Origin of the sequence: Rhizobium sp. PL01 (genome assembly GCF_033447125.1) — a bacterium.
Taxonomy (GTDB): Bacteria; Pseudomonadota; Alphaproteobacteria; order Rhizobiales; family Rhizobiaceae; genus Pararhizobium.
On sequence record NZ_JAWQUM010000014.1, the window covers coordinates 22,331 to 45,834 of the forward strand.

General features: G+C 60.4%; 26 protein-coding genes. 12 read left to right on the forward strand and 14 right to left on the reverse strand.

Annotation, left to right across the window (positions count from 1 at the left end):
* Positions 1-33 precede the first annotated feature (33 nt).
* The 5 genes from R6X40_RS26855 to gatB form a co-directional block, all read right to left on the reverse strand.
* Complete coding sequence (locus R6X40_RS26855; protein ID WP_318417694.1) at positions 34-450, reverse strand: DUF2155 domain-containing protein; 417 nt, start codon at positions 448-450, stop codon at positions 34-36.
* Positions 451-610: 160 nt separating this feature from the next.
* Complete coding sequence (locus R6X40_RS26860; RefSeq protein WP_318417696.1) at positions 611-1,006, reverse strand: NADH:ubiquinone oxidoreductase subunit NDUFA12; 396 nt, start codon at positions 1,004-1,006, stop codon at positions 611-613.
* Between the two features lie 107 nt (positions 1,007-1,113).
* Positions 1,114-1,587: a GNAT family N-acetyltransferase gene (locus R6X40_RS26865; RefSeq protein ID WP_318417698.1), complete on the reverse strand. Its 474-nt coding sequence runs from the start codon at positions 1,585-1,587 to the stop codon at positions 1,114-1,116.
* An 88-nt stretch (positions 1,588-1,675) separates the two neighbouring features.
* On the reverse strand, positions 1,676-2,161 hold the full coding sequence (locus R6X40_RS26870; RefSeq protein WP_318417936.1) for a GNAT family N-acetyltransferase: 486 nt from the start codon (positions 2,159-2,161) through the stop codon (positions 1,676-1,678).
* Between the two features lie 63 nt (positions 2,162-2,224).
* Positions 2,225-3,727 carry an Asp-tRNA(Asn)/Glu-tRNA(Gln) amidotransferase subunit GatB gene (gene gatB / locus R6X40_RS26875; RefSeq protein WP_318417700.1) on the reverse strand — a complete coding sequence of 501 codons (1,503 nt, stop codon included), beginning with the start codon at positions 3,725-3,727 and terminating at the stop codon, positions 2,225-2,227.
* Positions 3,728-3,876: 149 nt separating this feature from the next.
* Between gatB and R6X40_RS26880 the strand changes: the two genes are divergently transcribed.
* The 4 genes from R6X40_RS26880 (at position 3,877) to R6X40_RS26895 (ending at position 6,151) form a co-directional block, all read left to right on the forward strand.
* Positions 3,877-4,185, forward strand: coding sequence for a DUF1294 domain-containing protein (locus R6X40_RS26880; protein WP_318417702.1), 309 nt, complete (start codon positions 3,877-3,879; stop codon positions 4,183-4,185).
* Positions 4,186-4,266: 81 nt separating this feature from the next.
* The gene (locus R6X40_RS26885) at positions 4,267-4,719 is read left to right on the forward strand and encodes an Rrf2 family transcriptional regulator (protein WP_318417704.1); all 453 of its coding nucleotides are present in this window, start codon (positions 4,267-4,269) and stop codon (positions 4,717-4,719) included.
* A gap of 75 nt (positions 4,720-4,794) precedes the next feature.
* Positions 4,795-5,700 (forward strand): NAD(P)/FAD-dependent oxidoreductase, encoded by a 906-nt coding sequence (locus tag R6X40_RS26890; RefSeq protein WP_318417706.1) that lies wholly within the window; start codon positions 4,795-4,797, stop codon positions 5,698-5,700.
* Between the two features lie 193 nt (positions 5,701-5,893).
* Positions 5,894-6,151 carry a YjhX family toxin gene (locus R6X40_RS26895; protein WP_318417708.1) on the forward strand — a complete coding sequence of 86 codons (258 nt, stop codon included), beginning with the start codon at positions 5,894-5,896 and terminating at the stop codon, positions 6,149-6,151.
* A gap of 74 nt (positions 6,152-6,225) precedes the next feature.
* Here R6X40_RS26895 and R6X40_RS26900 read toward each other — a convergent pair whose 3' ends face one another.
* From R6X40_RS26900 to R6X40_RS26920, 5 genes are all read right to left on the reverse strand, one after another.
* On the reverse strand, positions 6,226-6,735 hold the full coding sequence (locus R6X40_RS26900) for a GNAT family N-acetyltransferase (protein WP_318417710.1): 510 nt from the start codon (positions 6,733-6,735) through the stop codon (positions 6,226-6,228).
* Positions 6,736-6,766: 31 nt separating this feature from the next.
* Positions 6,767-7,255, reverse strand: coding sequence for a GNAT family N-acetyltransferase (locus R6X40_RS26905; RefSeq protein ID WP_318417712.1), 489 nt, complete (start codon positions 7,253-7,255; stop codon positions 6,767-6,769).
* 23 nt (positions 7,256-7,278) lie between these two features.
* Positions 7,279-8,760, reverse strand: a complete 1,482-nt coding sequence (gene gatA, locus R6X40_RS26910; protein ID WP_318417714.1) for an Asp-tRNA(Asn)/Glu-tRNA(Gln) amidotransferase subunit GatA — start codon at positions 8,758-8,760, stop codon at positions 7,279-7,281.
* 48 nt (positions 8,761-8,808) lie between these two features.
* Complete coding sequence (gene gatC, locus R6X40_RS26915; RefSeq protein ID WP_318417715.1) at positions 8,809-9,096, reverse strand: Asp-tRNA(Asn)/Glu-tRNA(Gln) amidotransferase subunit GatC; 288 nt, start codon at positions 9,094-9,096, stop codon at positions 8,809-8,811.
* Positions 9,097-9,180: 84 nt separating this feature from the next.
* Positions 9,181-9,885, reverse strand: coding sequence for a metal-dependent hydrolase (locus R6X40_RS26920; RefSeq protein ID WP_318417716.1), 705 nt, complete (start codon positions 9,883-9,885; stop codon positions 9,181-9,183).
* Between the two features lie 95 nt (positions 9,886-9,980).
* Here R6X40_RS26920 and ruvX point away from each other — a divergent pair, with 95 nt between their 5' ends.
* A complete protein-coding gene (gene ruvX, locus R6X40_RS26925) occupies positions 9,981-10,475 on the forward strand; it encodes a Holliday junction resolvase RuvX (protein ID WP_318417718.1) in 495 nt (164 codons plus the stop codon).
* Here the strand turns inward: ruvX and R6X40_RS26930 are convergent.
* Together R6X40_RS26930 and R6X40_RS26935 are read right to left on the reverse strand one after the other, a co-directional pair.
* Positions 10,412-10,756, reverse strand: coding sequence for a DUF6105 family protein (locus R6X40_RS26930; protein ID WP_318417720.1), 345 nt, complete (start codon positions 10,754-10,756; stop codon positions 10,412-10,414). The genes ruvX and R6X40_RS26930 overlap by 64 nt on opposite strands.
* On the reverse strand, positions 10,753-10,908 hold the full coding sequence (locus R6X40_RS26935; RefSeq protein WP_318417722.1) for a hypothetical protein: 156 nt from the start codon (positions 10,906-10,908) through the stop codon (positions 10,753-10,755). The genes R6X40_RS26930 and R6X40_RS26935 overlap by 4 nt, the downstream gene beginning before the upstream one ends.
* 171 nt (positions 10,909-11,079) lie before the next feature.
* On the opposite strand from R6X40_RS26935, the gene R6X40_RS26940 reads away from it, so the two are divergent.
* Complete coding sequence (locus R6X40_RS26940) at positions 11,080-12,015, forward strand: AEC family transporter (protein ID WP_318417724.1); 936 nt, start codon at positions 11,080-11,082, stop codon at positions 12,013-12,015.
* On the opposite strand, the gene R6X40_RS26945 is transcribed toward R6X40_RS26940, so the two are convergent.
* Complete coding sequence (locus R6X40_RS26945; protein WP_318417726.1) at positions 11,997-13,646, reverse strand: acyl-CoA dehydrogenase family protein; 1,650 nt, start codon at positions 13,644-13,646, stop codon at positions 11,997-11,999. The two genes, R6X40_RS26940 and R6X40_RS26945, sit on opposite strands and share 19 nt — an antisense overlap.
* Positions 13,647-13,846: 200 nt before the next feature.
* Between R6X40_RS26945 and R6X40_RS26950 the strand changes: the two genes are divergently transcribed.
* From R6X40_RS26950 to dprA, 4 genes are read left to right on the forward strand one after another with little or no spacing between them, the layout of a single operon-like run.
* A complete protein-coding gene (locus R6X40_RS26950) occupies positions 13,847-14,788 on the forward strand; it encodes an aspartate carbamoyltransferase catalytic subunit (RefSeq protein ID WP_318417728.1) in 942 nt (313 codons plus the stop codon).
* A complete protein-coding gene (locus R6X40_RS26955; protein ID WP_318417730.1) occupies positions 14,785-16,074 on the forward strand; it encodes a dihydroorotase in 1,290 nt (429 codons plus the stop codon). Before R6X40_RS26950 ends, R6X40_RS26955 begins: the two co-directional genes overlap by 4 nt.
* Before the next feature lie 27 nt (positions 16,075-16,101).
* Positions 16,102-16,713, forward strand: a complete 612-nt coding sequence (gene plsY / locus R6X40_RS26960; protein WP_318417732.1) for a glycerol-3-phosphate 1-O-acyltransferase PlsY — start codon at positions 16,102-16,104, stop codon at positions 16,711-16,713.
* Between the two features lie 6 nt (positions 16,714-16,719).
* The gene (dprA, locus tag R6X40_RS26965; protein ID WP_318417734.1) at positions 16,720-17,871 is read left to right on the forward strand and encodes a DNA-processing protein DprA; all 1,152 of its coding nucleotides are present in this window, start codon (positions 16,720-16,722) and stop codon (positions 17,869-17,871) included.
* Here dprA and R6X40_RS26970 read toward each other — a convergent pair.
* The gene (locus R6X40_RS26970) at positions 17,800-18,057 is read right to left on the reverse strand and encodes a hypothetical protein (RefSeq protein ID WP_318417736.1); all 258 of its coding nucleotides are present in this window, start codon (positions 18,055-18,057) and stop codon (positions 17,800-17,802) included. The genes dprA and R6X40_RS26970 overlap by 72 nt on opposite strands.
* Positions 18,058-18,417: 360 nt before the next feature.
* On the opposite strand from R6X40_RS26970, the gene topA reads away from it, so the two are divergent.
* Both topA and rnr read left to right on the forward strand, forming a co-directional pair.
* Positions 18,418-21,102: a type I DNA topoisomerase gene (topA, locus tag R6X40_RS26975; RefSeq protein ID WP_318417737.1), complete on the forward strand. Its 2,685-nt coding sequence runs from the start codon at positions 18,418-18,420 to the stop codon at positions 21,100-21,102.
* A gap of 2 nt (positions 21,103-21,104) precedes the next feature.
* Complete coding sequence (gene rnr / locus R6X40_RS26980) at positions 21,105-23,480, forward strand: ribonuclease R (protein WP_318417738.1); 2,376 nt, start codon at positions 21,105-21,107, stop codon at positions 23,478-23,480.
* Positions 23,481-23,504: the final 24 nt, after the last annotated feature.

Sequence of the window (23,504 nt, forward strand, 5' to 3'; positions counted from 1 at the left end):
CGGAACTCTATGGTCAACGCGATCCTCGAAGCATTACTGCTTGGCCGCAGAATCCGGCGGCGGCAGGTCTGACTTCGCCTTGCAGCTGTTCAACCAGACGTCATAGACCGGATGCTCGACGGCGTTCAGGCCAGGGCTGTCGGCAAACATCCAGCCGGTGAAGATGCGGCGGATCTTGCGGTCGAGCGTGATCTCATCGACCTCGACAAACGTGTCGGTCTTCGGCGCTTCCGTGTCGTCACGGCTGTAACAGACGCGCGGCGTCACCTGCAGGGCGCCGAACTGGACGGTCTCGCCGATATAGACGTCAAAGGTGGTGATGCGGCCGGTGATCTTGTCGATACCCGAAAAGACGGCAACCGGATTGGTGATCCGTGCAGCCTGTGCCGATGCGATCATGGACAGAAACGAGGTACCGGCAATCGCGGCCAGCGCAGCAGCCGCAAACATCCGGCGCTTCTGAACTCGCTGATTTGAAACTACCATTAATGCCCGTCTCCCGCGCAATCCCGATCAAAGTGCCGGTATCAGGCGCTAAACATCAAATGTGGCCGAGACATGATGCCCGGGGTGCAATCAACAAGACAGGAAGGCCTGCTCGCCAATCGGTTCAGGAGCGCGGCGTCCAGGCATCATAGTCGCCCGTCACCCGCGGACGCTCGCCGGCAGCATTGATCGATCCCGGCGGCCGGTAGGCCTGCGCGGAACCGGTGCCGTTTGGCTGGTGCGGCTTCTGCCACTCGCGCGCCTTGTAGCTTTCGTCGGCCGGCGAAACGTCGGTGCGGTGATGCATCCAGCCGTGCCAGCCCGGAGGAATGGCGGAGGCATCGGCATAACCGTTATAGATTACCCAACGGCGGGTGCGGCCCTCGGAGTCCTTGCCGCCCTGATAGTAGACGTTGCCGGCCGCATCTTCACCGACCCGGGTGCCGAAGCGCCAGGTGTGAAAGCGGGTGCCGATCGTCTGTCCATTCCACCAGGTAAAAATCTGCAGCAGAGACTTCATGATGTCCGTCCTTGACCGCGCCAAAAGACTGCGCGGGATATCCTAGAGTGATGCTCCGCTTATGCCGCGCAGCCTGCCGATTGTCCAGCGATTCCGTTACGGCGCGGTTATTTCAACCGAATCTTGAAGCCAAGATGGGAGGGCTCGAACCCCACCCGCTCATAAAACCGGTGGGCATCCCGGCGCTCCTTGTTCGACGCCAGTTGCACTTTTGAAAAGCCTTGTGCGCGGGCCACATCGACGGCAAACCGCATCATCGCCTCGCCGATGCCTTTTCCACGCATGTCGGCACGGGTCTGAACGGCTTCGATCATCATGTTGGAGCTGCCCCGGCCGACAAGCGTTCTCAAAGCTGTTGTCTGGAACGTACCGACGACCTCGCCGTCCAATTGGGCGACATAGAGCGTTTCGTTCGGTGCAGCAATGATCTGCTCAAATGCCGCGAGATAATCAGGCAAAGCCTCAGGATCCGTCGTATCGCCATGACCGCCGACCGTATCGGAGGCGAACAGGGCGATAATGTCAGCAAGGTCTTTGCGGTTGGCCTGCCTGATAGACACGTTTAATCTGGGTGCGTGCATGTCTTCCGATTCCCGATTTCTGACCGTGGCTTGCCAGCGGATGAAGAAGGAAATGTGACAAAAGCGCGTGGCTGCACCCGGTCAAGCCTCAGTTCAGAGGCTTTTCCATGGCGATGGTCGCAATGCCCCAGGTCGCAGCACCTGCGCCCACCTTGGTGAAGCCGTGCGTTTCATAGAAAGCGATGGCCTTGGCGTTGTTCTCCTCGACCTCAACGCGCATCGTGCCCGCATAGGGAAAGCAGGTCTCAAGCTCGGCGAAGATGTCGCGTGCAATTCCCTGCCGCTGAAATTGCGGCAGGACATAAAGCTGGTGCAGCACGGCCGTTTCATGCAGCGTTTCTGACATGGATGCAAAGCCCATGCCGCCGATCATCTTGCCATCGTCGGCAACGAGAAATTCGCCGTTCTTGCGCTGAAGATTGGCCTTCAGCACCGCCACCGAATGCCATTTCGCGGTCATCTCGTTGATCTTGTCGGCACCGTACTGCACATCATAGGTCGCATGCGCGGTCTCACCCAGAAGCGCGCTGACTTTCGCCAGATCGCGCTCGGTGGCTGTGCGGACGAAGAACATCATTGAGCCCTTTTCAATAGCAATTCCGGACGGAAAACCGCCTCACATTTTTCCTGGAATTGCTCAGTCCTCGATGCCAAGCTTGGCCTTGACCAGTGCCTGTACAGCTTGCGGGTTGGCCTTGCCGCCGGTCGACTTGATTACCTGGCCGACGAACCAGCCTGCAAGCGACGGCTTGGCCTGGACCTTGGCGACCTGATCGGGGTTGGCAGCGATGATCTCGTCCACGGCCTTTTCGATGGCGCCGGTGTCGGTCACCTGCTTCATGCCGCGGCTTTCGACCAGTTCAGCCGGATCGCCACCTTCGCTCCAGACGATTTCGAAGAGATCCTTGGCAATCTTGCCCGAGATGACTTCCGACTTGATGAGGTCGAGAATGCCACCGAGCTGGGCGGGGGAAACCGGAGTCTCTTCAATGCCTTTGCCGGCTTTGTTCAAGGCGCCCAGGAGGTCGTTGATGACCCAGTTGGCGGCGATCTTGCCGTCGCGGCCAGCGGCAACGGCTTCGAAATAATCGGCAATCGCCTTTTCCGAGACAAGTACGGACGCGTCGTAGATCGACAGGCCGAGATCGCGTACGAAGCGCTCCTTCTTGTCGTCGGGCAATTCCGGCAGACTGGCCTTCAGCGCTTCGACGAAAGCATCGTCGAACTCGAGCGGCAGCAGATCCGGGTCCGGGAAATAGCGGTAGTCATGCGCATCTTCCTTGGAGCGCATCGAGCGGGTCTCGCCCTTGTTCGGATCGAACAGACGGGTCTCCTGATCGATGGAGCCGCCATCTTCGAGAATACCGATCTGGCGGCGGGCTTCGTATTCGATCGCCTGACCGATGAAGCGGATGGAGTTGACGTTCTTGATCTCGCAACGCGTACCGAAACCCTCGCCCGGGCGGCGCACGGAGACGTTGACGTCAGCGCGCATCGAGCCCTCGTCCATATTACCATCGCAGGTGCCGAGATAACGCACGATCGACCGCAGCTTGGTCACATAGGCCTTGGCTTCATCAGACGAGCGCATGTCCGGCTTCGAGACAATCTCCATCAGCGCCACGCCGGAACGATTGAGGTCGACATAGGACATGGTCGGGCTCTGGTCGTGCATCGACTTGCCGGCATCCTGTTCCAGATGCAGACGCTCGATGCCGATTTCGATATCCTCGAACTGGCCCTGACGATCCGGACCGACCGAAATCACGATCTTGCCTTCACCGACGATCGGGTCCTTGAACTGGGAGATCTGATATCCCTGCGGCAGGTCCGGATAGAAATAGTTCTTGCGGTCGAAGATCGAGCGCTTGTTGATCTGCGCCTTGAGGCCGAGACCCGTGCGCACGGCCTGGGCCACGCATTCCTCGTTGATCACGGGCAGCATGCCGGGCATCGCCGCATCGACCAGCGAAACGTTGGAGTTCGGTGCATTGCCGAATGTTGTCGAGGCACCCGAAAACAGCTTCGAATTGCTGGTCACCTGAGCATGGACTTCCAGGCCAATGATGACTTCCCAGTCGCCTGTGGCGCCCGGAATATAGCGTTTCGGTTCGGAGATGCGGACGTCGACGAGGGTCATGGAATGCTCTTCTGTAAGCTCGAATTCGTGTGTCTCTGGGTAGAACAAATGGCTTTGGGGTGCAAGGCTTGTCGCATTCAGCGCCGCGTATTGATGCCTAAGAGGCCGGCGTTTGCGATCTGTTCAAGTTTTTGCGACACTCTATCCGAATGACCATCTGTCTCACGCTCCTTGTCCTGTTTCTTGTTGTCAACATCGTGACGTTCTGCGTCTTCTGGTGGGACAAGACGGCTGCGCGCGATGGAGGGTGGCGCGTTGCCGAAAGCAAGCTTTTGAGCCTGGCGTTTTTCGGCGGTAGTCTCGGGGCATTTGCCGCCCAGCGCCTGTTGCGGCACAAAACCCGCAAGGAACCCTTCCGAACCCGGCTGACAGCAATCCTCATCCTGCACGCCGCCGTTGTCTCCGTTGGACTTCTGGCGTTGCCATGGGTGCTTGCCGGTTACATTTTCCACTCCTGACGCACGACAGACCGTTCGCTGGGTTTGCGAACCGCACGTTGCGACTTGACTCACGCAAAGATTCGTAACTATTATTATTACATGAAAAGAAACAGCCGCCTCTCCGCAGTGCTGCACGCGCTGCTGCATATGGCAGAACGCGAACGCCCGATGACATCGGACGAGCTCGCCCTCTGCCTCCAGACAAACCCCGTCGTCGTCCGGCGCACCATGGCCGGACTGCGCGAGGCGGGCCTTGTAACCTCCGGCCGTGGCCATGGCGGCGGTTGGACGCTTGTCCGGCCGCTGGAGGATGTCACCATGCGCGACATCTACACAGCCCTTGGCGAGCCGATGCTGTTCCAGATGGGCAATGCCACGGAAAGTCCGGGCTGCCTCGTCGAACAGGCCGTCAACCACGCGCTCGACGACGCCTTTCGCGATGCCGAAGCCATGTTGATCGCGCGCCTTGGCGAAGTGACGCTCGCCACGCTGGCAGACGATTTCAAGCGGCGCTTTGCCGAACACAGGGCCACGCTGAAACAGCCCGGCTAACATTCACATCAACACAATGTCCCTCGCCCAAATCCCTAAACGTTTCCGGAGGGCGGAGCTATGGAAGGAAAGACCATGCAACAGGATGCAGTCATCATCGGCGGCGGTTTTGCCGGACTGTCGGCCGCCTACATTCTCGCCCGCGCCCGGCGTCATGTGACGATCATCGACAGCGGCACGCCGCGCAATCGTTTTGCCGCACACTCCCACGGCGTACTGGCGCTCGACGGTAAATCCGGGCTGGAGATATTGGCCGATGCGCGGGCACAGCTCACCGCCTACCCCACGGTGACCTTCGTGGAGGGCGAGGCTCACGCGGCGGAAGGCACAATCGATGACTTCCATATTGGCGTTACCGGACACGGTTCGATTGCCGCCAGGCGGCTGCTTCTGGCCAGTGGCATCGAGGACCGCCTCCCCGATATTCCGGGCCTTGCCGAGCGTTGGGGGAAAACCGTTCTTCATTGCCCCTATTGCCATGGTTACGAAATCGGCGGCGGCCCGATCGGCGTTCTGGCGACACACCCGATGTCTGCGCATCAGGCAACCGTCGTTGCCGACTGGGGCGATGTCACGCTGTTCACCAACGCAATGCCTGAACCGGACGAGGCAACGCTAGCCCTTCTCGAAAGACGCAATGTCAGCCTCCAGCCGGGCGCGGTCAGCATGATCGAGACCGGCACCTGCGACAGGCTGCGGGTGCGGCTGGAGAATGGCCGGACCTTCGACGTCAAGGCGCTGTTCGTCGCCGCTGATCTGCATCTGCGCGGCACGATTGCCCAAAGCCTGGGCTGCGAGCTGCAGGACACGCCCGCTGGCAAGATCCTCACCACCGACGCCATCAAGGCGACCAGCATCCCCGGCGTCTATGCCGCCGGCGACAATGCCCGCGCCTTTGGCAATATCACGCTTGTGTCCGCCGATGGCGTCATGGCCGGTCTCGGCATGCATCAGTCATTGATGTTCACAGCACATTCTTGACGATGCGGTCATCCTTCGCATAAAAGCGACCGTCCTATGGAGTTTTGATGTTCTCGATATCTGAGATTGCCTGAAGGCCCTGCCTGCAAACGTCTTTTGCGGGCATGGGCCGGAAAACGAAGCCCTGACGTTCGACAGAACGGCAGACCCGTTTTCATGCGTTCAATCGAACGCTTTTCGGATCTCATCACAAATGGACATTTCACGCGAAGAACAGCGTATTCTACATCTTATGGCTCAAGGCGGCCGCATCGAAATCCTCCGCTCGGACGGCAAGGTGATCGACGAGGCCCGATGCTTCAGCCGCGACGGTTGGCTCTATCCCGGCTTCGGCCTTGATATGTTTCGCAAACTGAAGCGGAAGAAAGCGATCTCCTCCTCCGGCGGGAAACCGTACCGGATCACCCAACGCGGCCTCGTTCTCGTGCGCGCGCAGTTGAACAACCGCTAACGCGAAAACCGGCGAGACCGAATGAGCGGTCTCGCCGGTTTTTCATACTGGGAGTTCAGCTGTAAGGCCACCACTCAGAACCACTGCTGGTCCTTTGGGACTGCAGGCTCTGCAAACATTTTCGTCATACCGACCGATTCGACATCCCGGTCGAGCTTCGGCGCATAGGCTGTCGATAGCGAACTGATCGCATATCCGTGCTTGCGGAAAAAGCCAATGGCCGGGGCATTCTGTGCATGCGTCTTGATCACGGCGGCCTCAAAGCCGTCAGCCAGAATCCTGTGCTCCAGATCAGCAAGCAACGATGAGCCGAGGCCGTTTCGCTGCAGCGACGGCTCGATCCAGAGATCAGAGATCGCCCCGTCATTGTCCTCACGCGCCGCCCAGCCGGTAACGATGCCGCTGTTTTCGACGACACTCACCGAAAACCACCTGGATCTCAGAAAAGACAGGAAAGACAATTCGGCCACACGGCGCATGGCCTGCGCATCGGCCACGCCGGACACCGCTCTTTCCCAGGCATTCAGCCCGATTGCCGCCAGAACCGGAACTTCATTTTCGCGTGCAAGGCGGACGATCATCATGCAACGGATCCTTTCCGCTGCAAGTAGAGCATCACAGGAGCGGCTTTTCCAGACGCACCTTAATATGATCGAGGCCCAGCGACGGCGAAAAATCTGTACCTTGCCAGATCTCGCTAAAACCAAGTTTCTTGTAGAGAGAAAGTGCCGTTTCGTTGGATGCATCAGTCTCGATGCTTGCAACGCCCAGATTTTCAAAGCGCATCCGCGCAAGAAGCTCGCCGATCAGCACTGAACCGACCCCCTTGCCCTGCCAGCGCGGAGCAATCCAGATATCGGAGATGTAATCCCAGCCGCGTGAGCGGTCACCGGGATGTTCCCGGCTGTCGCGGGCACCCCAGCCGATAATCTCACCCGCCGCAACGGCCACCACGACTTCAGCGTCTGGCCGGCTGGCAAACGTCAGAAATGCATCTTCAACCCGCGTTTCGACAGCCGGGGCAAACCAGCTCTGGTGAATACGGTTCGATTTCCAGGCTTCAAATCCGATGCGTGCGACTGCCTCGGCGTCCGAGGCAGTCATGTCGCGAAGACGGAAACCCGTCTTTACCACCACTTGGCTGGCTGGAATTTTCCAGCAGCCTGCTCGATGACATACGCCGTCTTGAACAGCGTTTCCTCCTCGAACGGCTTACCGATCAGCTGCAGGCCGAGCGGCAGGCCCTTGTGGTCAAGACCGGCGGGAACGGCGATGCCCGGCAGGCCGGCCATGTTCACCGTCACCGTGAAGATGTCGTTCAGGTACATTTTCACCGGATCCGACGCCAGATCCTCATCGGCGATGCCGAAGGCAGAGGAAGGCGTGGCCGGTGTCAGGATCGCATCGACGCCGGCGTGGAACGCCAGTTCGAAGTCGCGCTTGATCAGCGTGCGAACCTTCTGGGCCTGCAGATAATAGGCGTCGTAGTAACCAGCCGACAGCACATAGGTGCCGATCATGATGCGGCGCTTGACCTCGGTACCGAAGCCTGCAGCGCGAGTTTTTTCGTACATGTCGGCAATGTCCTTGCCGTCGACGCGCAGGCCGTAGCGAACGCCGTCATAACGGGCAAGGTTGGACGAGGCTTCAGCCGGGGCGACGATGTAGTACGCCGGCAGCGCATATTTGGTGTGCGGCAGGCTGATATCGACGATCTCGGCACCGGCGTCCTTCAGCCAGGCAATGCCCTGCTGCCAAAGGGTTTCGATCTCTTCCGGCATGCCATCGACGCGATATTCCTTCGGAATGCCGATCTTCATGCCCTTCAGCGACTGGCCGAGCGAGGCTTCGTAATCAGGCACCGGCAAATCGACGGAGGTGGTGTCCTTGGCATCGACCGATGCCATCGACCTCAACAAGATGGCCGCATCACGCACATCGCGGGCGATCGGACCAGCCTGATCGAGCGACGATGCGAAGGCGACGATACCCCAGCGCGAGCAGCGGCCATAGGTCGGTTTGATGCCGACGGTGCCGGTGAAGGCTGCCGGCTGGCGGATCGAGCCGCCCGTGTCGGTCGCGGTAGCACCGGCGCAAAGGAATGCGGCAACGGCTGCGGCCGAACCGCCGGAAGAACCACCCGGCACCAGATCGAGGTTCGAGCCGGTGGCGCGCCAGGGGTTTTTCACCGGGCCGTAATAGGAGCTTTCGTTCGATGAGCCCATGGCGAACTCGTCCATGTTGAGTTTGCCGAGCATGACCGCGCCGTCGTTCCAGAGGTTCTGGGTGACGGTGGATTCGTAACGCGGCTTGAAGCCGTCGAGGATGTGGCTGCAGGCCTGGGTGTGAACACCCTCTGTGCCGAACAGGTCCTTGATCCCCAGCGGAATGCCTTCGAGCGCACCGGCGTTACCGGCGGCGATACGGGCATCCGATGCCTTGGCCATCTCGCGCGCCTTGTCCGGCGTGGTGACGACATAGGCATTCAGCGCACCATTGGCTGCGTCGATCGCACCGATATAGGCCTCGGTCAGTTCGACGGCAGAGATTTCCTTGGAGCTCAGCTTGGTGCGCGCTTCAGCGATGGTCAGGCGGGTCAGGTCGGTCATGGCAGGCTTTCAAAATCGGGTGCGTTCGGACGGCGGCAGCGGCAAGGCTTATTCGACAACCTTCGGGACGAGGAAGAAATTGCGATCCTCGTTCGGCGCATTGGCGACGATATCGTCGGCTTTATTGCCATCGGTCACGACATCGACGCGCTTCTTCATTGCCATCGGGGTCACGGATGTCATCGGCTCGACGCCATCGACATTGACCTCGGAAAGCTGCTCGACGAAGCCGAGGATGCCGTTCAATTCGCCGGTCATGCGCTGCGCTTCCTCTTCGGTGACGGCAATGCGGGCAAGGCGCGCGACGCGCTTTACGGTGGCGAGGTCTACGGACATGGGTGTCTCCGGTCTTCAAGGAACTTTCCCCCGCTATAATGGCCGGAGTGCTGCCACGCAACGGGGGAATGCACGCAGAGCCGCTTAGACGGCAACAATGCCACTGACTGCAGGTGCCTCGACCTTCGCCGATGCGCCGTCCATGCCGGTGATGAACAGGTCCGGCGTCTGGTCGATAATGCCGAACGAACCATAGTGACAGGGCATCACGGTTTTGAACTTGAAGAAACGCTGGCAGGCGAGTGCTGCCACGGCACCGCCCATGGTGAACCGGTCGCCGATCGGTACAAGACCGATTTCCGGCTGGTGCAGTTCGTGGATCAGCGCCATGTCGGAGAAGATGTCGGTATCGCCCATATGATAGAGCGTCGGCTCGTCCTCGAAATGCAATACTAGCCCGTTGGCACTCCCCAGCGAATGCGACACTCCGTCCTCGGTCAACTGCGCCGAGGAGTGCAGTGCATTGACGAAGGTGGTGGAAAAGCCGTCGAGATGGATCGTGCCCCCGGTATTGCCCATTTCGAGCGCCTGAACGCCTTTGGATCCCAGCCACGCCGCCAGATCGGCATTGGCAACGACGGTCGCACCGGTTTCCTTCGCCAGCGCAATCGTATCGCCGACATGATCGCCATGGCCGTGGGTCAATAGAATATGGGTCAGCCCGGCGGCGGCATCCTTACGGGATGATTCATCGAAGGATGGATTGCCGGTGAAGAATGGATCGATGAGGATTTTCGACTTGGCGGTTTCCAGATGGAACGCGGAATGTCCGAGCCACTTGATCTTCATGACAATACTCCTTGATTTACAGCGGGGATGCTTTGGCCGCAGGATGGGGATATGGATCACCCGAGTAATCCTAAAAGACCGAATCGGCAAATCACATGGCTGTTCTCAGCATCGAAGACCTCGCATCCACCCTCCTGCCCAGTCAGGCCATCGCAGGCCTTGATCTTGGCACCAAGACGATCGGCATTTCAGTATCTGATCTCGGACGCCGGTTCGCCACGCCGCGCGAGGTGATCAAGCGGGTCAAGTTCGGCCTCGACGCGCAGGCGCTGCTGGCCATGGCCGCCAAGGAGCGAATCGTCGCCTTCGTCATTGGTCTGCCGATCAATATGGATGGTTCGGCTGGTCCCCGGGCTCAGGCGACCAGGGCTTTCGTCCACAACATGGCGCAGAAGACGGATCTGCCGTTCATCTACTGGGACGAACGGCTATCGACCGTGGCGGCCGAGCGGGTGTTGATCGAGATGGATGTTTCCAGAAAGAAGCGGGCCGACCGGATCGATTCGGCGGCCGCCTCCTTCATTCTTCAGGGCGCGCTCGACAGGTTGGCATCTTTGGCGAAGGCTGCGGCACCGGAGTCGTCCTTCTGAACGGATGGAAAACGCTTGCTATACCAGGCGCGGATTTCACGGCGTTTGCGGTATGCGATGATCGCAAACACGATGAAACTGTCGAACACGATGGCGCGGGCGACCAGCGGAGGAATGGTTTCCGGCGGAATACCCAGCACGTTGCCATAGATCGCGAAGACGAGATCGTGCGCCTGCCGCGTCAGCATGAAAATGCCGAAACTCATGTCGTAATAGGAAAGACCGTACCAGCCGGTAAGCAGGATGACCGGGCAGGCCCAGAGGATCAGGAACCACTTCATGCTGTTCTCCCCTCAAGGAACGCGCCCTGCTTGAACTGTCCCGATAGCCAATCCAGAGCGAGCAAGCTCACGAGGATGACAGCCGGAACCGTCAGATCGAGCGCAAGGCTCGCAAAAAACATCGTCATGATGATGACCAAGCCAGTTCTCACCGAACGTGCTCCATTCCGCAAAGCGTTAACATTGTCTTGACGTCACTCTTGCCCGTTAACCCTGAGCGCGCAACGTAAACCATTTGTTAAGGTTAATTTCCGGGCGGCGCGGTTGCCGTGCTGTGGACAAGGGTCTATCGATGGGCTCCCCTCCTTCAGGCCTTCCTTCCCATGACGATCATCTTCGAAAGCATCCTGCCGATCTTCCTGCTCGTGTCACTGGGCGTCTGGCTCAAGCGCTCGCCGCTGGTTGATAATACGCTATGGGAAGGACTGGAGCAGCTCGGCTACTATATCCTGTTCCCCGCCCTGCTCTTCTCGACGCTGGCAACGGCCGACTTTGCCGGCATGAAAACGGATGCGACGGCACTGGCAACGATCGGCAGCATCACCCTGATGTCCGGCGCCCTTTTGTTGCTCTGGCCGCTGCTGCGCGCGCGTCACGTTTCGTCGGCAGCCTTCACGTCTATCTTCCAGACCTCTACGCGCTGGAACGGCTTCATGGCGCTGGCCATCGCGCAAAAACTCTATGGGCCGCTTGGGCTGAGCCTGACAGCGCTGGTGATGACCCTGATCATCATTCCGATCAATCTCTACAATATCGGCGTGCTCATCAGCTTCAACGGTGGACAGAAGGGACTGAAATTCTTCGCCTTCAAGATCGCCACCAACCCGCTGATCGTCGCTTCGGTCTTCGGTATTTTGCTGAATTTCTTTCAGTTGCCCGTCTATGGGCCGGTTCTGACCGCCGTCGAGATGCTGGCGAGTGCCTCGCTCAGCCTCGGGCTGGTCATGGTCGGTGCTGGTCTGAAGGTTTCGGACGCGCTGCGGCCGAGCATGGCCGCCTTGCTCGCGGTCTTTCTGAAACTGATCGTAATGCCGGTTTTCATGGTCGGCACCGCCTATCTGCTTGGCATTCGCGGCGATGCGTTGCTGGTGATCGCGCTTGGTGCCAGCGTGCCGACAGCCATGAACGGCTATCTGCTCGCCAAACAGATGGGCGGCGACGCGCCGCTCTATGCCGCCGTCGCCACCGTTCAGACGGTCGTGTCGTTCTTTACCATTCCGCTCGTCTTGACCGTGACCGGCTATATTGCTGCCGGGTAGAGCAGATCGACGATATAGGCGGAATCAAACCGCGAATCGAGCATGCCATAGGTCGAGCGCCAACCGGCCGCCAACCGCGACTCGAGGAACGCATCGGCAATCCGCCCGGCCCCCAGCCGGTAGAGTTCGGCAGCCGCAGCAGCCAGCGCCAGCTGTTCGACCAGCATGCGGGCAGCCCCCTCGTCACGCTCGCAGAGCGACGCTGCCGCTCGAAGCACATCGACAGTCTTTTTGGCGGATGGGCCAAGATCGCGGCTGATCACCTGGAACAGCAATTCAAACAGATCTTTGCCGCGTGTCAGGACCCTCAGAACGTCCAGCGCCATGACATTGCCGGAGCCTTCCCAAATTGCGTTGACCGGGGCCTCGCGATAATGCCGTGCGATCGGCCGCTCCTCGACATAACCGCTGCCGCCGATGCACTCCATCGCCTCGGCGATCAGCCCGGGCGCGATCTTGCAGCTCCAGTATTTGGCAACCGGCGTCATGATCCGCGCATAGGCCGCATCTTCAGCACTGTCGCGTGCCTTGTCGAAGGCTTCGGCAAGGCGGAACGACAATGCGCTGGCGGCGGCGACATCGAGCGCCATATCCGCAAGTACCCGCGTCATCATCGGCTGTGCCACCAGCGCTTTGCCGGAGACCTTGCGGCCGCGCACATGATGCACGGCTTCGGCCAGCGAGGCGCGCATCATGCCGGCGGAGGCCAGCGAGCAATCGAGGCGCGTCAGCGTCACCATGTCGAGGATGGTGCGGATGCCGGCATCAGGCGAACCGAGCACGAAGCCGAATGTATCGGAAAACTCGACCTCGGAAGATGCATTCGAGCGGTTGCCAAGCTTGTCCTTCAGACGCTGGAACCGCAGGCCATTGGCCGAACCGTCTTCCAGCAGACGCGGGACGAGGAAACAGCCGAGACCGTCGCGGGTCTGCGCCAGCATGACGAAGGCATCGCTCATCGGCGCCGACATGAACCACTTGTGGCCGTTCAGCCGATAGATCCCCTCGCCGACCCGTTCAGCCGTCGAGGTGTTGGCGCGCACATCCGTGCCGCCCTGCTTTTCCGTCATGCCCATGCCGATGGTCACAGACGCTTTCTGCATCCAGGGCCGGTTGGACGAATCATATTTCCGCGACAGAATCTTTGGCGCCCATTCTTTCTGGACGGCCGGAGACGCCGAGATCGCAGCCACGGAGGCGCTGGTCATGGTCAGCGGGCAGAGATGGCCGCATTCAAGCTGCGCCGTCAGGTAGAACCGCAACGCCCGCGCCTTGTGCGAGCGGCCCCGTTCATCGGCTATATTTTCCCAGGCAGACGCGTGCAGGCCCGATGTCACCGAACGGCGCATCAGGGCATGCCAGGCGGGATGGAATTCCACCTGATCAAGCCGCTCGCCGCGTGGCCCGTGGGTGCGCAGCTTCGGCACGCCCTCGTTGGCCATGCGCGCCAGATCCTGTGCCTCGGGCGAGGTCACATAGCGGCCGATCGTCTCGAAATCGTCGCGCAATGTACGCGGCATCGACGCGGCGATGTCGACCAGCAGCGGGTCGGAGCGGAAAGCATTGATCCCCGACCAGGGTTTCGGCTGGTTCAGATCGGCGAGTTTCTGTTCGGTACGGTTCAGAGTCATGTGGCGTTTCTAACCCAAGTCCGAATGCTTAGGAACAGCACCGGGACGGGATAAGCGCTGCTTCCCGCAACATTTTACGCAAGGTGCGCAATCGCCACAAAAGCCGGGGGATGTCACCGGTTTGCGCCGCCTCTGCCTTGCCGCGTCGCCCTGCAGTCATTATAGACCCACGCAACTTCACCAAATGAGGCGGCTTCCCCATGGATTTCTTTCCGCATCGCCACCTGCTCGGCATCAAAGGCCTGAACGAACAGGACATCACACTCCTGCTCGACCGGGCCGACGAAGCCGTCAAGATTTCGCGTCAGAGAGAAAAGAAGACCACGACGCTGCGCGGACTGACGCAGATCAACCTGTTCTTCGAAGCCTCGACCCGGACGCAAGCCTCCTTCGAACTCGCCGGAAAACGGCTTGGCGCCGACGTGATGAACATGTCGGTCAGCAATTCTTCGGTGAAAAAGGGCGAAACGCTGATCGATACGGCGATGACGCTGAACGCCATGCACCCGGATGTGCTGGTGGTGCGCCACGCGTCGGCCGGTGCCGCAGCCCTGCTCGCTCAAAAGGTTTCCTGCTCCGTCGTCAATGCCGGCGACGGCCAGCATGAACATCCAACACAGGCGCTGCTCGACGCGCTGACCATCCGCCGCGCCAAGGGCAAGCTGTCGCGCATCATCGTCGCCATCTGCGGCGACGTGCTGCATTCGCGTGTTGCCCGCTCCAATATCCTTCTCCTCAACCAGATGGGCGCCCGCGTCCGCGTGGTCGCTCCTGCAACTCTGCTCCCCTCCGGCATCGCCGACATGGGGGCGGAAGTCTATCATTCGATGGAAGAAGGCCTGAAGGACGCTGACGTGGTGATGATGCTGCGCCTGCAGCGCGAGCGCATGGCAGGCTCCTTCGTCCCGTCGGTGCGCGAATATTTCCGCTATTACGGCCTTGATGCCGAAAAACTGAAGGCGGCAAAGGAAGACGCACTCGTCATGCATCCCGGCCCGATGAACCGGGGCGTCGAGATCGCCTCGGAAATTGCCGACGGTCCGCAGAGCGTGATCGAGCAACAGGTTGAAATGGGGGTTGCCGTGCGCATGGCGGTCATGGAAACGCTTCTTCTCTCGCAGAACCAGGGGCCGCGCACATGAGCAACTCCGTCGTCCTGAAAAACCTGCGCATCATCGACCCCTCGCGCAATCTCGATGAAACCGGCGATATCATCGTCAAAAACGGCCTGATCGTTGCCGCCGGACAAGCAGCCCAGAACCAGGGAACTCCTGACGGTGCCGAGGTCAAGGACTGCAACGGCCTGCTCGCCGTTCCCGGCCTCGTCGATGCCCGCGTCTTCGTCGGCGAACCCGGCGGCGAATATCGCGAAACCATCGAATCCGCATCCCGCGCGGCAGCTGCCGGCGGCGTCACCTCGATCATCACCATGCCGGATACCGATCCCGTAATCGACGATATCGCGCTGGTGCAGTTCGTCCAGAAGACAGCGCGCGACAAGGCACTGATCAATGTCTATCCGGCAGCAGCGCTCACCAAACATCTCGACGGTGAAGAGATGACCGAGTTTGGCCTGTTGCGGGAAGCCGGTGCCGTCTGCTTCACAAATGGCCGCCGTCCGGTTCACGACACGCTCGTCCTTCGCCGCGCCATGACCTATGCCCGCGAATTCGGCGTGGTCATTTCACTGGAGACCCGCGACAAATATCTCGGTGCCGACGGCGTGATGAACGAGGGGCTGCTCGCCAGCTGGCTCGGCCTTTCCGGCGTCCCACGCGAAGCCGAAATCATTCCGCTGGAGCGCGACCTGCGCATCGCCGGGCTGACCAAGGGCGCCTATCATGCTGCAAAGATCTCGCTGCCGGAATCGGCCGAAGCGATCGCCACCGCCCGCAAGCGCGGCGCCAACGTCACCTGCGGCATCTCGATCAATCACCTGACATTGAACGAGAACGACATCGGCGAATACCGGACCTTCTTCAAGCTCTCGCCGCCCCTGCGCGGCGAAGACGATCGCGTCGCGATGGTTGAGGCGCTGGCCAATGGCACGATCGATATTATCGTTTCCTCGCACGATCCGCAGGACGTCGACACCAAGCGCCTGCCGTTTGCCGATGCCGCCGATGGTGCGATCGGGCTGGAGACCATGCTTGCGGCGGCTTTGCGCCTCCATCACAGCGGCACCGTGCCCCTGATGCGGTTGATCGACGCCATGTCGACCCGGCCGGCACAGATCTTCGGGCTTGATGCAGGCACGCTGAAACCGGGCGCCAAGGCGGACATCACGGTGATCGATCTCGAAGAGCCGTGGATTTTTGGAAAAGACTCCATCATATCCCGCTCGAAAAACACGCCGTTCGAAAATGCCCGCTTTACCGGCCGGGCCGTTCAAACCTATGTTGCGGGAAAACTGGTCCACGCCATCTAGGCGCCATGGACGACGGGAGGGGAACCGGTGGAACTTTTTGTCTGGCAACTCGGGCTGGCGCTGACAGCCGGTGCTGCGATCTTTGGCTACCTGCTCGGCTCCATCCCCTTTGGATTGATCCTCACCCGCATGGCCGGGCTGGGCGATGTGCGCAAGATCGGCTCTGGTAATATCGGAGCAACCAATGTGCTGCGCACCGGCAACAAGAAGCTTGCTGCCGCCACGCTGCTGCTTGATGCTCTGAAGGGAACTGCTGCGGCGGCAATCGCCTCACGCTGGGGCATCGAAGCCGGCATTGCTGCTGGCTTTGCAGCTTTCCTCGGTCACCTCTATCCCGTCTGGCTCGGTTTCAAAGGCGGCAAGGGCATTGCCACCTATATCGGCGTGCTGCTCGGGCTGGCACCCATCATGGTTCTGCTGTTCGCCGCAATCTGGCTGGCGATGGCCAAGATCACCCGTTACTCCTCCCTTTCAGCACTGGTTGCAACGCTTGTCGTTCCGGTTGTATTGTTGGCAACGGGCTATGGAAAGATCGGTCTGCTGTTCGCGGTGATGAGCATCATCACCTGGATCAAGCACCGGGCCAATATCCAGCGGCTCTTGGCCGGTACGGAAGGCCGGATCGGGGAAAAAGGATAGGGCAACATGTCGGACGGCGGCGCAGAAAGAAACGGGATTGCGCTTTCGGAACGACAAAAAATTGCCTGGCTGAGGCTGATCCGCAGTGACAATGTTGGTCCTGCGACCTTCCGCGATCTCATCAATCATTTCGGCTCGGCCGAAACCGCGCTCGACATGCTCCCGGAACTGTCGCGGCGCGGCGGCTCAACCCGTGCGATCCGCATCGCCTCTGTGGCTGAGGCGGAAAAAGAACTCATTGCCGCCCATCGGTTCGGCGCCCGTTTCATCGGCATCGGCGAGCCTGATTATCCCCCTGCCCTGCGCCAGATCGACGGCGCTCCGCCATTGCTGGCTGTCAAGGGCAACACGGCCATCGGCACGATCCCTTCCCTCGGTATTGTCGGTTCGCGCAATGCCTCGATCAGCGGCGCCAAATTCGCGGCGATGATCGCCCGCGACGTTGGACGCGCCGGTTACTCCATTATATCCGGACTTGCGCGCGGCATTGACACGGCAGCGCACCGCGCCAGCCTGGAGACGGGAACGATCGCAGCGCTGGCCGGTGGCTTGGACCAACCCTATCCTCCTGAAAACATCGGCTTGCTGGAGGAGATCACGCAGGGCAATGGCCTGGCCATCAGCGAAATGCCGTTCGGCTGGGAACCGCGTGCCCGTGACTTCCCGCGGCGCAATAGGTTGATTGCAGGCGTCAGCCTCGGGCTTGCCGTCGTTGAAGCCGCGTCCCGTTCAGGTTCTCTGATCACCGCACGCTATGCCGCCGATTTCGGCCGGTTGGTCTTTGCTGTGCCGGGCTCGCCGCTCGATCCACGCTGTCATGGCACCAATGGTCTTTTGAAGGACGGCGCGATCGTCACGACCGAGGCGCAGGACATCTTGCAGGCACTGGCGCCGCTTAGCCGTATTGATCTGTTTGCACCACCGCAGGCGGAGGAGCCGGGCGAACGCGATGTTGGGCCAATGGCACCGCCGCCGAGCGAGAACGATCGCGGACGGATCACCGATGCACTGGGGCCGACACCCGTCGAGATCGACGACATCATCCGGCACACCAGCCTTTCAGCCTCCGCCGTTTACCTGGTACTGCTAGAACTGGATCTTGCCGGCCGGCTTCACCGGCATCCCGGCGGTCTTGTTTCCCTCAACATTGGAGAATGACAGCTGCCGCTTGCCGGACAGGATATCGCCCGCCTCCACAAAGGCCATTTCGATCAGGTAGCACAGCATATCGGCCCCTTCGTTGGCGGCAACGCCGCGAAGTTCTCCGAGCATCTGCCGGATATAGGCGACCTTTTCGCGGGCCTGGGCTTCTTTCCTGCCGGCCCCGGTTGAATTCGGAATCATCGGTTTTCCCTGTGGTGTCTTCAAAATCCGCCCGTAGACAGGCACGTATTGGTCGAGCGGAACGCGATACAAAACCGATCAGTCGTGTCGGTTCCCACCTCAAGGCACGGGTCCAAAAGCATCGCTTTCTGCCTGTGCCCTGCGAGATCGAAACTACACTTCAAAGACGATATCGCATTTATCTTTAATTGCAATACACACGTAATCCCTTATAGGTTGCATAGCGTTGTGGTCGCTTATTTTGGGCGCAGCACTTGACCGCAGGCGAATCCCTGTCCATGTCGGGGCATCGATATTTCCCATTGTGCCGCCTCTCCCCGGCCTGGCACAGCTTTGAACGGTTGCTTTGAGAATATGACCATGAATGTCGTCGTCGTGGAATCGCCTTCAAAGGCGAAGACCATCAACAAGTATCTGGGTCCCGGCTACAAGGTGCTCGCTTCCTTCGGTCACGTTCGCGACCTACCGGCCAAGGATGGCTCGGTGCTTCCGGATGACGACTTTGCCATGCTGTGGGAAGTGGATACCAAATCCGCCAAGCACATGAAGGACATCAGCGATGCCCTGAAAACGGCTGACCGCCTCATTCTCGCAACCGACCCGGATCGCGAGGGAGAAGCGATTTCCTGGCACGTACTCGATCTACTGAACAAGAAGAAGCTGATCGGCTCAAAGCCCGTCCAGCGGGTCGTGTTCAACGCCATCACCAAGAAGGCCGTGCTCGACGCGATGGCCAATCCGCGTGATATCGATATTCCGCTGGTCGATGCCTATCTGGCGCGTCGGGCGCTCGATTATCTCGTCGGCTTCAACCTGTCGCCTGTGCTGTGGCGCAAGCTGCCTGGCGCCCGTTCGGCCGGCCGCGTGCAATCGGTGACACTGCGTCTTGTCTGCGACCGCGAATCGGAAATCGAGCGTTTCGTTTCCGAAGAATACTGGAATCTCTCGGCGCTGTTGAAGACACCGCGCGGTGATGAGTTCGAGGCGCGGCTGGTATCTGCCGCCGGCAACCGGCTGGCACCGCGCGCCGTGACCAATGGAGAAGACGCCGGCAAGCTGAAAGCTTTGCTGGAAGGTGCCGCCTATACGGTCGACAGCATCGAAGCCAAGCCGGTCAAGCGCAACCCTTCCCCGCCCTTCACCACCTCGACGCTGCAGCAGGCCGCTTCCTCCAAGCTCGGCTTTTCAGCATCACGCACCATGCAGGTTGCACAGAAGCTCTATGAAGGTATCGATATCGGCGGCGAGACCGTCGGTCTCATTACCTATATGCGTACCGACGGCGTTCAGATGGCAGCGGAAGCGATCGACGCTGCCCGCAGTGCCATCGGCGACCAGTTCGGCAGCCGCTATGTACCGGACAAGGCCCGTATCTACACGACCAAGGCCAAGAATGCCCAGGAAGCGCACGAGGCGATCCGGCCGACCGACTTCACCCGCATTCCCGACCATGTGCGCAAATTTCTCGATGCCGACCAGCTGCGTCTCTACGACCTGATCTGGAAGCGTGGCATCGCCAGCCAGATGGCATCGGCCGAAATCGAGCGCACCACCGCCGAGATCACCGCCGACAACAAGGGCGAGAAGGCCGGTCTGCGGGCTGTTGGCTCGGTTATCCGTTTCGACGGCTTTATTGCCGCCTATACCGACGCCAAGGAAGACGGCGAGCAGAGTGATGGCGACGACGAAGATGGCCGCCTGCCGGAAATCAACGCGCGCGAAAACCTCGCCAAGCAGAAGATCAACTCGAGCCAGCATTTCACCGAACCGCCGCCGCGCTATTCGGAAGCATCGCTGATCAAGAAGATGGAAGAGCTCGGCATCGGCCGCCCGTCCACCTATGCTGCGACGGTGACGACGCTTCTCGACCGCGAATACATTATCAACGACAAGCGCAAACTCATCCCCGAGGCCAAGGGCCGGCTGGTGACAGCGTTCCTGGAAAGCTTCTTTGCGCGTTATGTGGAATATGATTTCACGGCGTCGCTTGAGGAAAAGCTCGACCAGATTTCCGCTGGCGAACTGAACTGGAAAGATGTTCTTCGCGACTTCTGGAAGGACTTCTTCGCCCAGATCGAGGGTACCAAGGAACTGCGCGTTACCAACGTGCTCGACGCGCTCAACGAAGAATTGGCACCGCTGGTCTTCCCGAAGCGCGAGGACGGTAGCGATCCGCGCATCTGCCAAGTCTGTGGCACCGGCAAGCTGTCGCTGAAACTCGGCAAATACGGCGCCTTCGTCGGCTGCTCGAACTATCCGGAATGCAACTTCACCCGCCAGTTGTCCTCGGACAGCAATGGCGGCGACGAAGCTGCAGTTTCGAACGAGCCGCTGGCACTCGGCAAGGATCCGCATACGGGCGAGGAAATCACCCTGCGTTCCGGCCGTTTCGGACCCTATGTCCAGCGCGGCGATGGCAAGGAAGCCAAGCGCTCGAGCCTGCCCAAGGGCTGGACGCCAGCGACCGTCGATCATGAAAAGGCGCTGGCCCTTCTGTCGCTACCGCGTGATATCGGCGCGCATCCCGAAACCGGCAAGATGATCTCGTCCGGCCTTGGCCGCTATGGACCGTTCATCCTGCATGACGGCAAATATGCCAATGTCGAAAGCATCGAGGACGTGTTTTCCATCGGCCTCAACCGTGCCGTCTCCGTTCTTGCCGACAAGCAGGCAAAGGGACCGGGCGGACGCGGCGCTACAGCTGCTCCACTGAAGGAAGTGGGCGACCACCCGGATGGCGGACCGATTACCGTCAAGGACGGAAAATACGGTGCTTACGTCAACTGGGGTAAGGTCAATGCGACCCTGCCGAAGGGCAAGGACCCGGTATCGGTAACCCTGGAAGACGCGCTGCTGTTGATCGCCGAACGGATCGCCAAGGGCGGCATCAAGCCAGCCAAGGGCAAGGCAACCAAAGCCGCCGCCAAGCCGAAGGCCGCAGCCAAAACCGATACTGCAGCCGCCAAGTCAGCCAAGCCTAAAGCGGCTGCGAAACCGAAAGCCGCAGCAAAGCCGAAGACAGCTGCAAAAGCGAAGAAAGACTGAACGTGACCAGAAACCCGCGCGATCGAACCGAACGGCCCGGAAAACCCGCAGTCCGGATCGGACGCGCGGGCAAGAACGTCAGCATGCCGGCAGACGGCACCGTCATCATTCACGGCGCCGTGCCCCCACGCGACGTGCTGATGCGCTTCATTTCGGAAAATCCGGACAAGGCCTCCAAACGTGAGATCTACAAGGCTTTTGGCCTGAAGGGCGAAACCCGAATCGAGCTGAAATCCCTGCTGCGCGACATGGAACAGGACGGCCTCCTGGAAAAGAAGCGCAATTCACTGGTGCGGCCCGGTGCCCTGCCCCCCGTTACCGTTCTCGACATCACCACCCGCGACAAGGACGGCGAACTGATCGGCCGTCCAGCCGAATGGCCGGATGACGCGGGTGTTGCACCCGCCGTGTCGATCCGTCAGTCGAGCGTCGGCCAGTCCAAGGGCAAGATGCCCGTCGGCGGTATTGGCGACCGGGTACTAGCCAAGATTTTCCCGGCCAAGGATCGCGGCGGCCCGGCCTATACCGCGCGGATCATCAAGGTGCTCGACCGCAAGCGTAACAACAACGCTGCACTCGGCGTCTTCCGGGAAATGCCGGATGGCGGCGGGCGAATCATGCCGATCGAGAAGCGCGGCGAGGAAATGCAGGTCGATGCCGAGCATCAGGGACCGGCAAAGGACGGCGATCTCGTCGAAGTCGAAATCGTCCGCTCCGGCCGTTTTGGTCTCCCCCGCGCCGCGGTCAAGAACGTCATCGGATCGGTTGCCACCGAAAAAGCGATCTCGATGATCGCCATCCATGCCCACAGCATTCCCTATATTTTCCCCGACAGCGTGATCAAAGAAGCGGATGCGGCCGGTCCTGCAACCATGTCGCACCGCGAGGACTGGCGCTCGCTGCCGCTGATCACCATCGACCCTGCCGACGCCAAGGACCATGACGACGCGGTTCATGCCGAGCCCGACCCGTCGCCCGACAACGAAGGCGGCGTCATCGTCACCGTGGCGATCGCCGACGTCTGCTGGTATGTGCGGCCAAAATCAGCGCTCGACCAGGAAGCGGCCAAGCGCGGCAATTCCGTCTATTTCCCCGACCGCGTTGTGCCAATGCTGCCGGAGCGGATTTCCAACGAACTCTGCTCGTTGAAAGAAGGCGTCGACCGGCCGGCTCTGGCCGTGCGCATGCGGTTTTCGAAAGAAGGCCGCAAGGCTGGCCACACATTCCACCGCATCATGATGAAGAGTGCCGCCAAGCTCTCCTATAATCAGGCGCAGGCAGCGATCGACGGCAATCCCGATGATCAGACTGGGCCGCTGCTGGAGCCGATCCTGAAGCCGTTGTGGAACGCTTACGCTATCCTGACGCGCGGCCGAGACCGGCGCCAACCGCTCGAGCTCAACATGCCCGAACGCAAGATCGTGGTTAAGCCCGATGGAACCGTCGACCGCGTCCTCGTGCCGGACCGCCTCGATGCCCACAAGCTGATCGAGGAGATGATGATCCAGGCTAACGTCGCGGCTGCCGAGACGCTGGAGATCAAGCGTCAGCCGCTGGTCTACCGCGTCCACGATGCGCCGTCGCTCGCCAAGCAGGAGACGCTGCGCGAATTTTTGGCAACGCTCGACCTTTCGCTCGTCAAGGGCGGCAACCTGCGGTCCAATCATTTCAACGGCATTCTGTCGCAGGCCGTGGACAAGCCCTACGAGACCATGGTCAACGAGATGGTGCTGCGGTCGCAGAGCCAGGCGATCTACAGCCCGGAAAATATCGGCCATTTCGGCCTCAACCTGATGAAATATGCCCATTTCACCTCGCCGATCCGCCGCTACGCTGATCTGATCGTGCACCGCGCGCTGGTCGGTACGCTGGGTCTTGGCGAAGGCGGCATCACGCCGGCCGAGGAAGCAGCCCTCAACGATATCGCGGCTGAGATTTCCACCTTCGAGCGCCGGGCTATGGCCGCCGAACGCGATACGGTCGACAGGCTGATTGCCCATCATCTCAGCGGCAGGGTGAACGAGGAATTCGACGGACGCATATCAGGTGTGACCAAGGCGGGACTATTTGTCACTCTTCCGGCCTATGGTGCCGATGGGTTCGTGCCTATATCTACGCTTGGACGCGATTACTTCATCTACGACGAAGCCCATCAGGCCCTTTCCGGCGAAAAAACCGGACTTGGATATCGTCTTGGCGACCAGATCCGCGTCAAACTGGTGGAAGCCGTGCCGCTTGCTGGTGCGCTCCGCTTCGAGATGATCAGCGAAGGACGCAAGATGCCGACGGCAACGCGCTCCTTCCACAAGTCCGGCCGCCGGGATCACGGTGGCGCTCGCAAGATGCCGGGAACGCGACCACCGCGCGGCAAGCGATAAAGGATGTGAGGCTTTGCCTCGCGT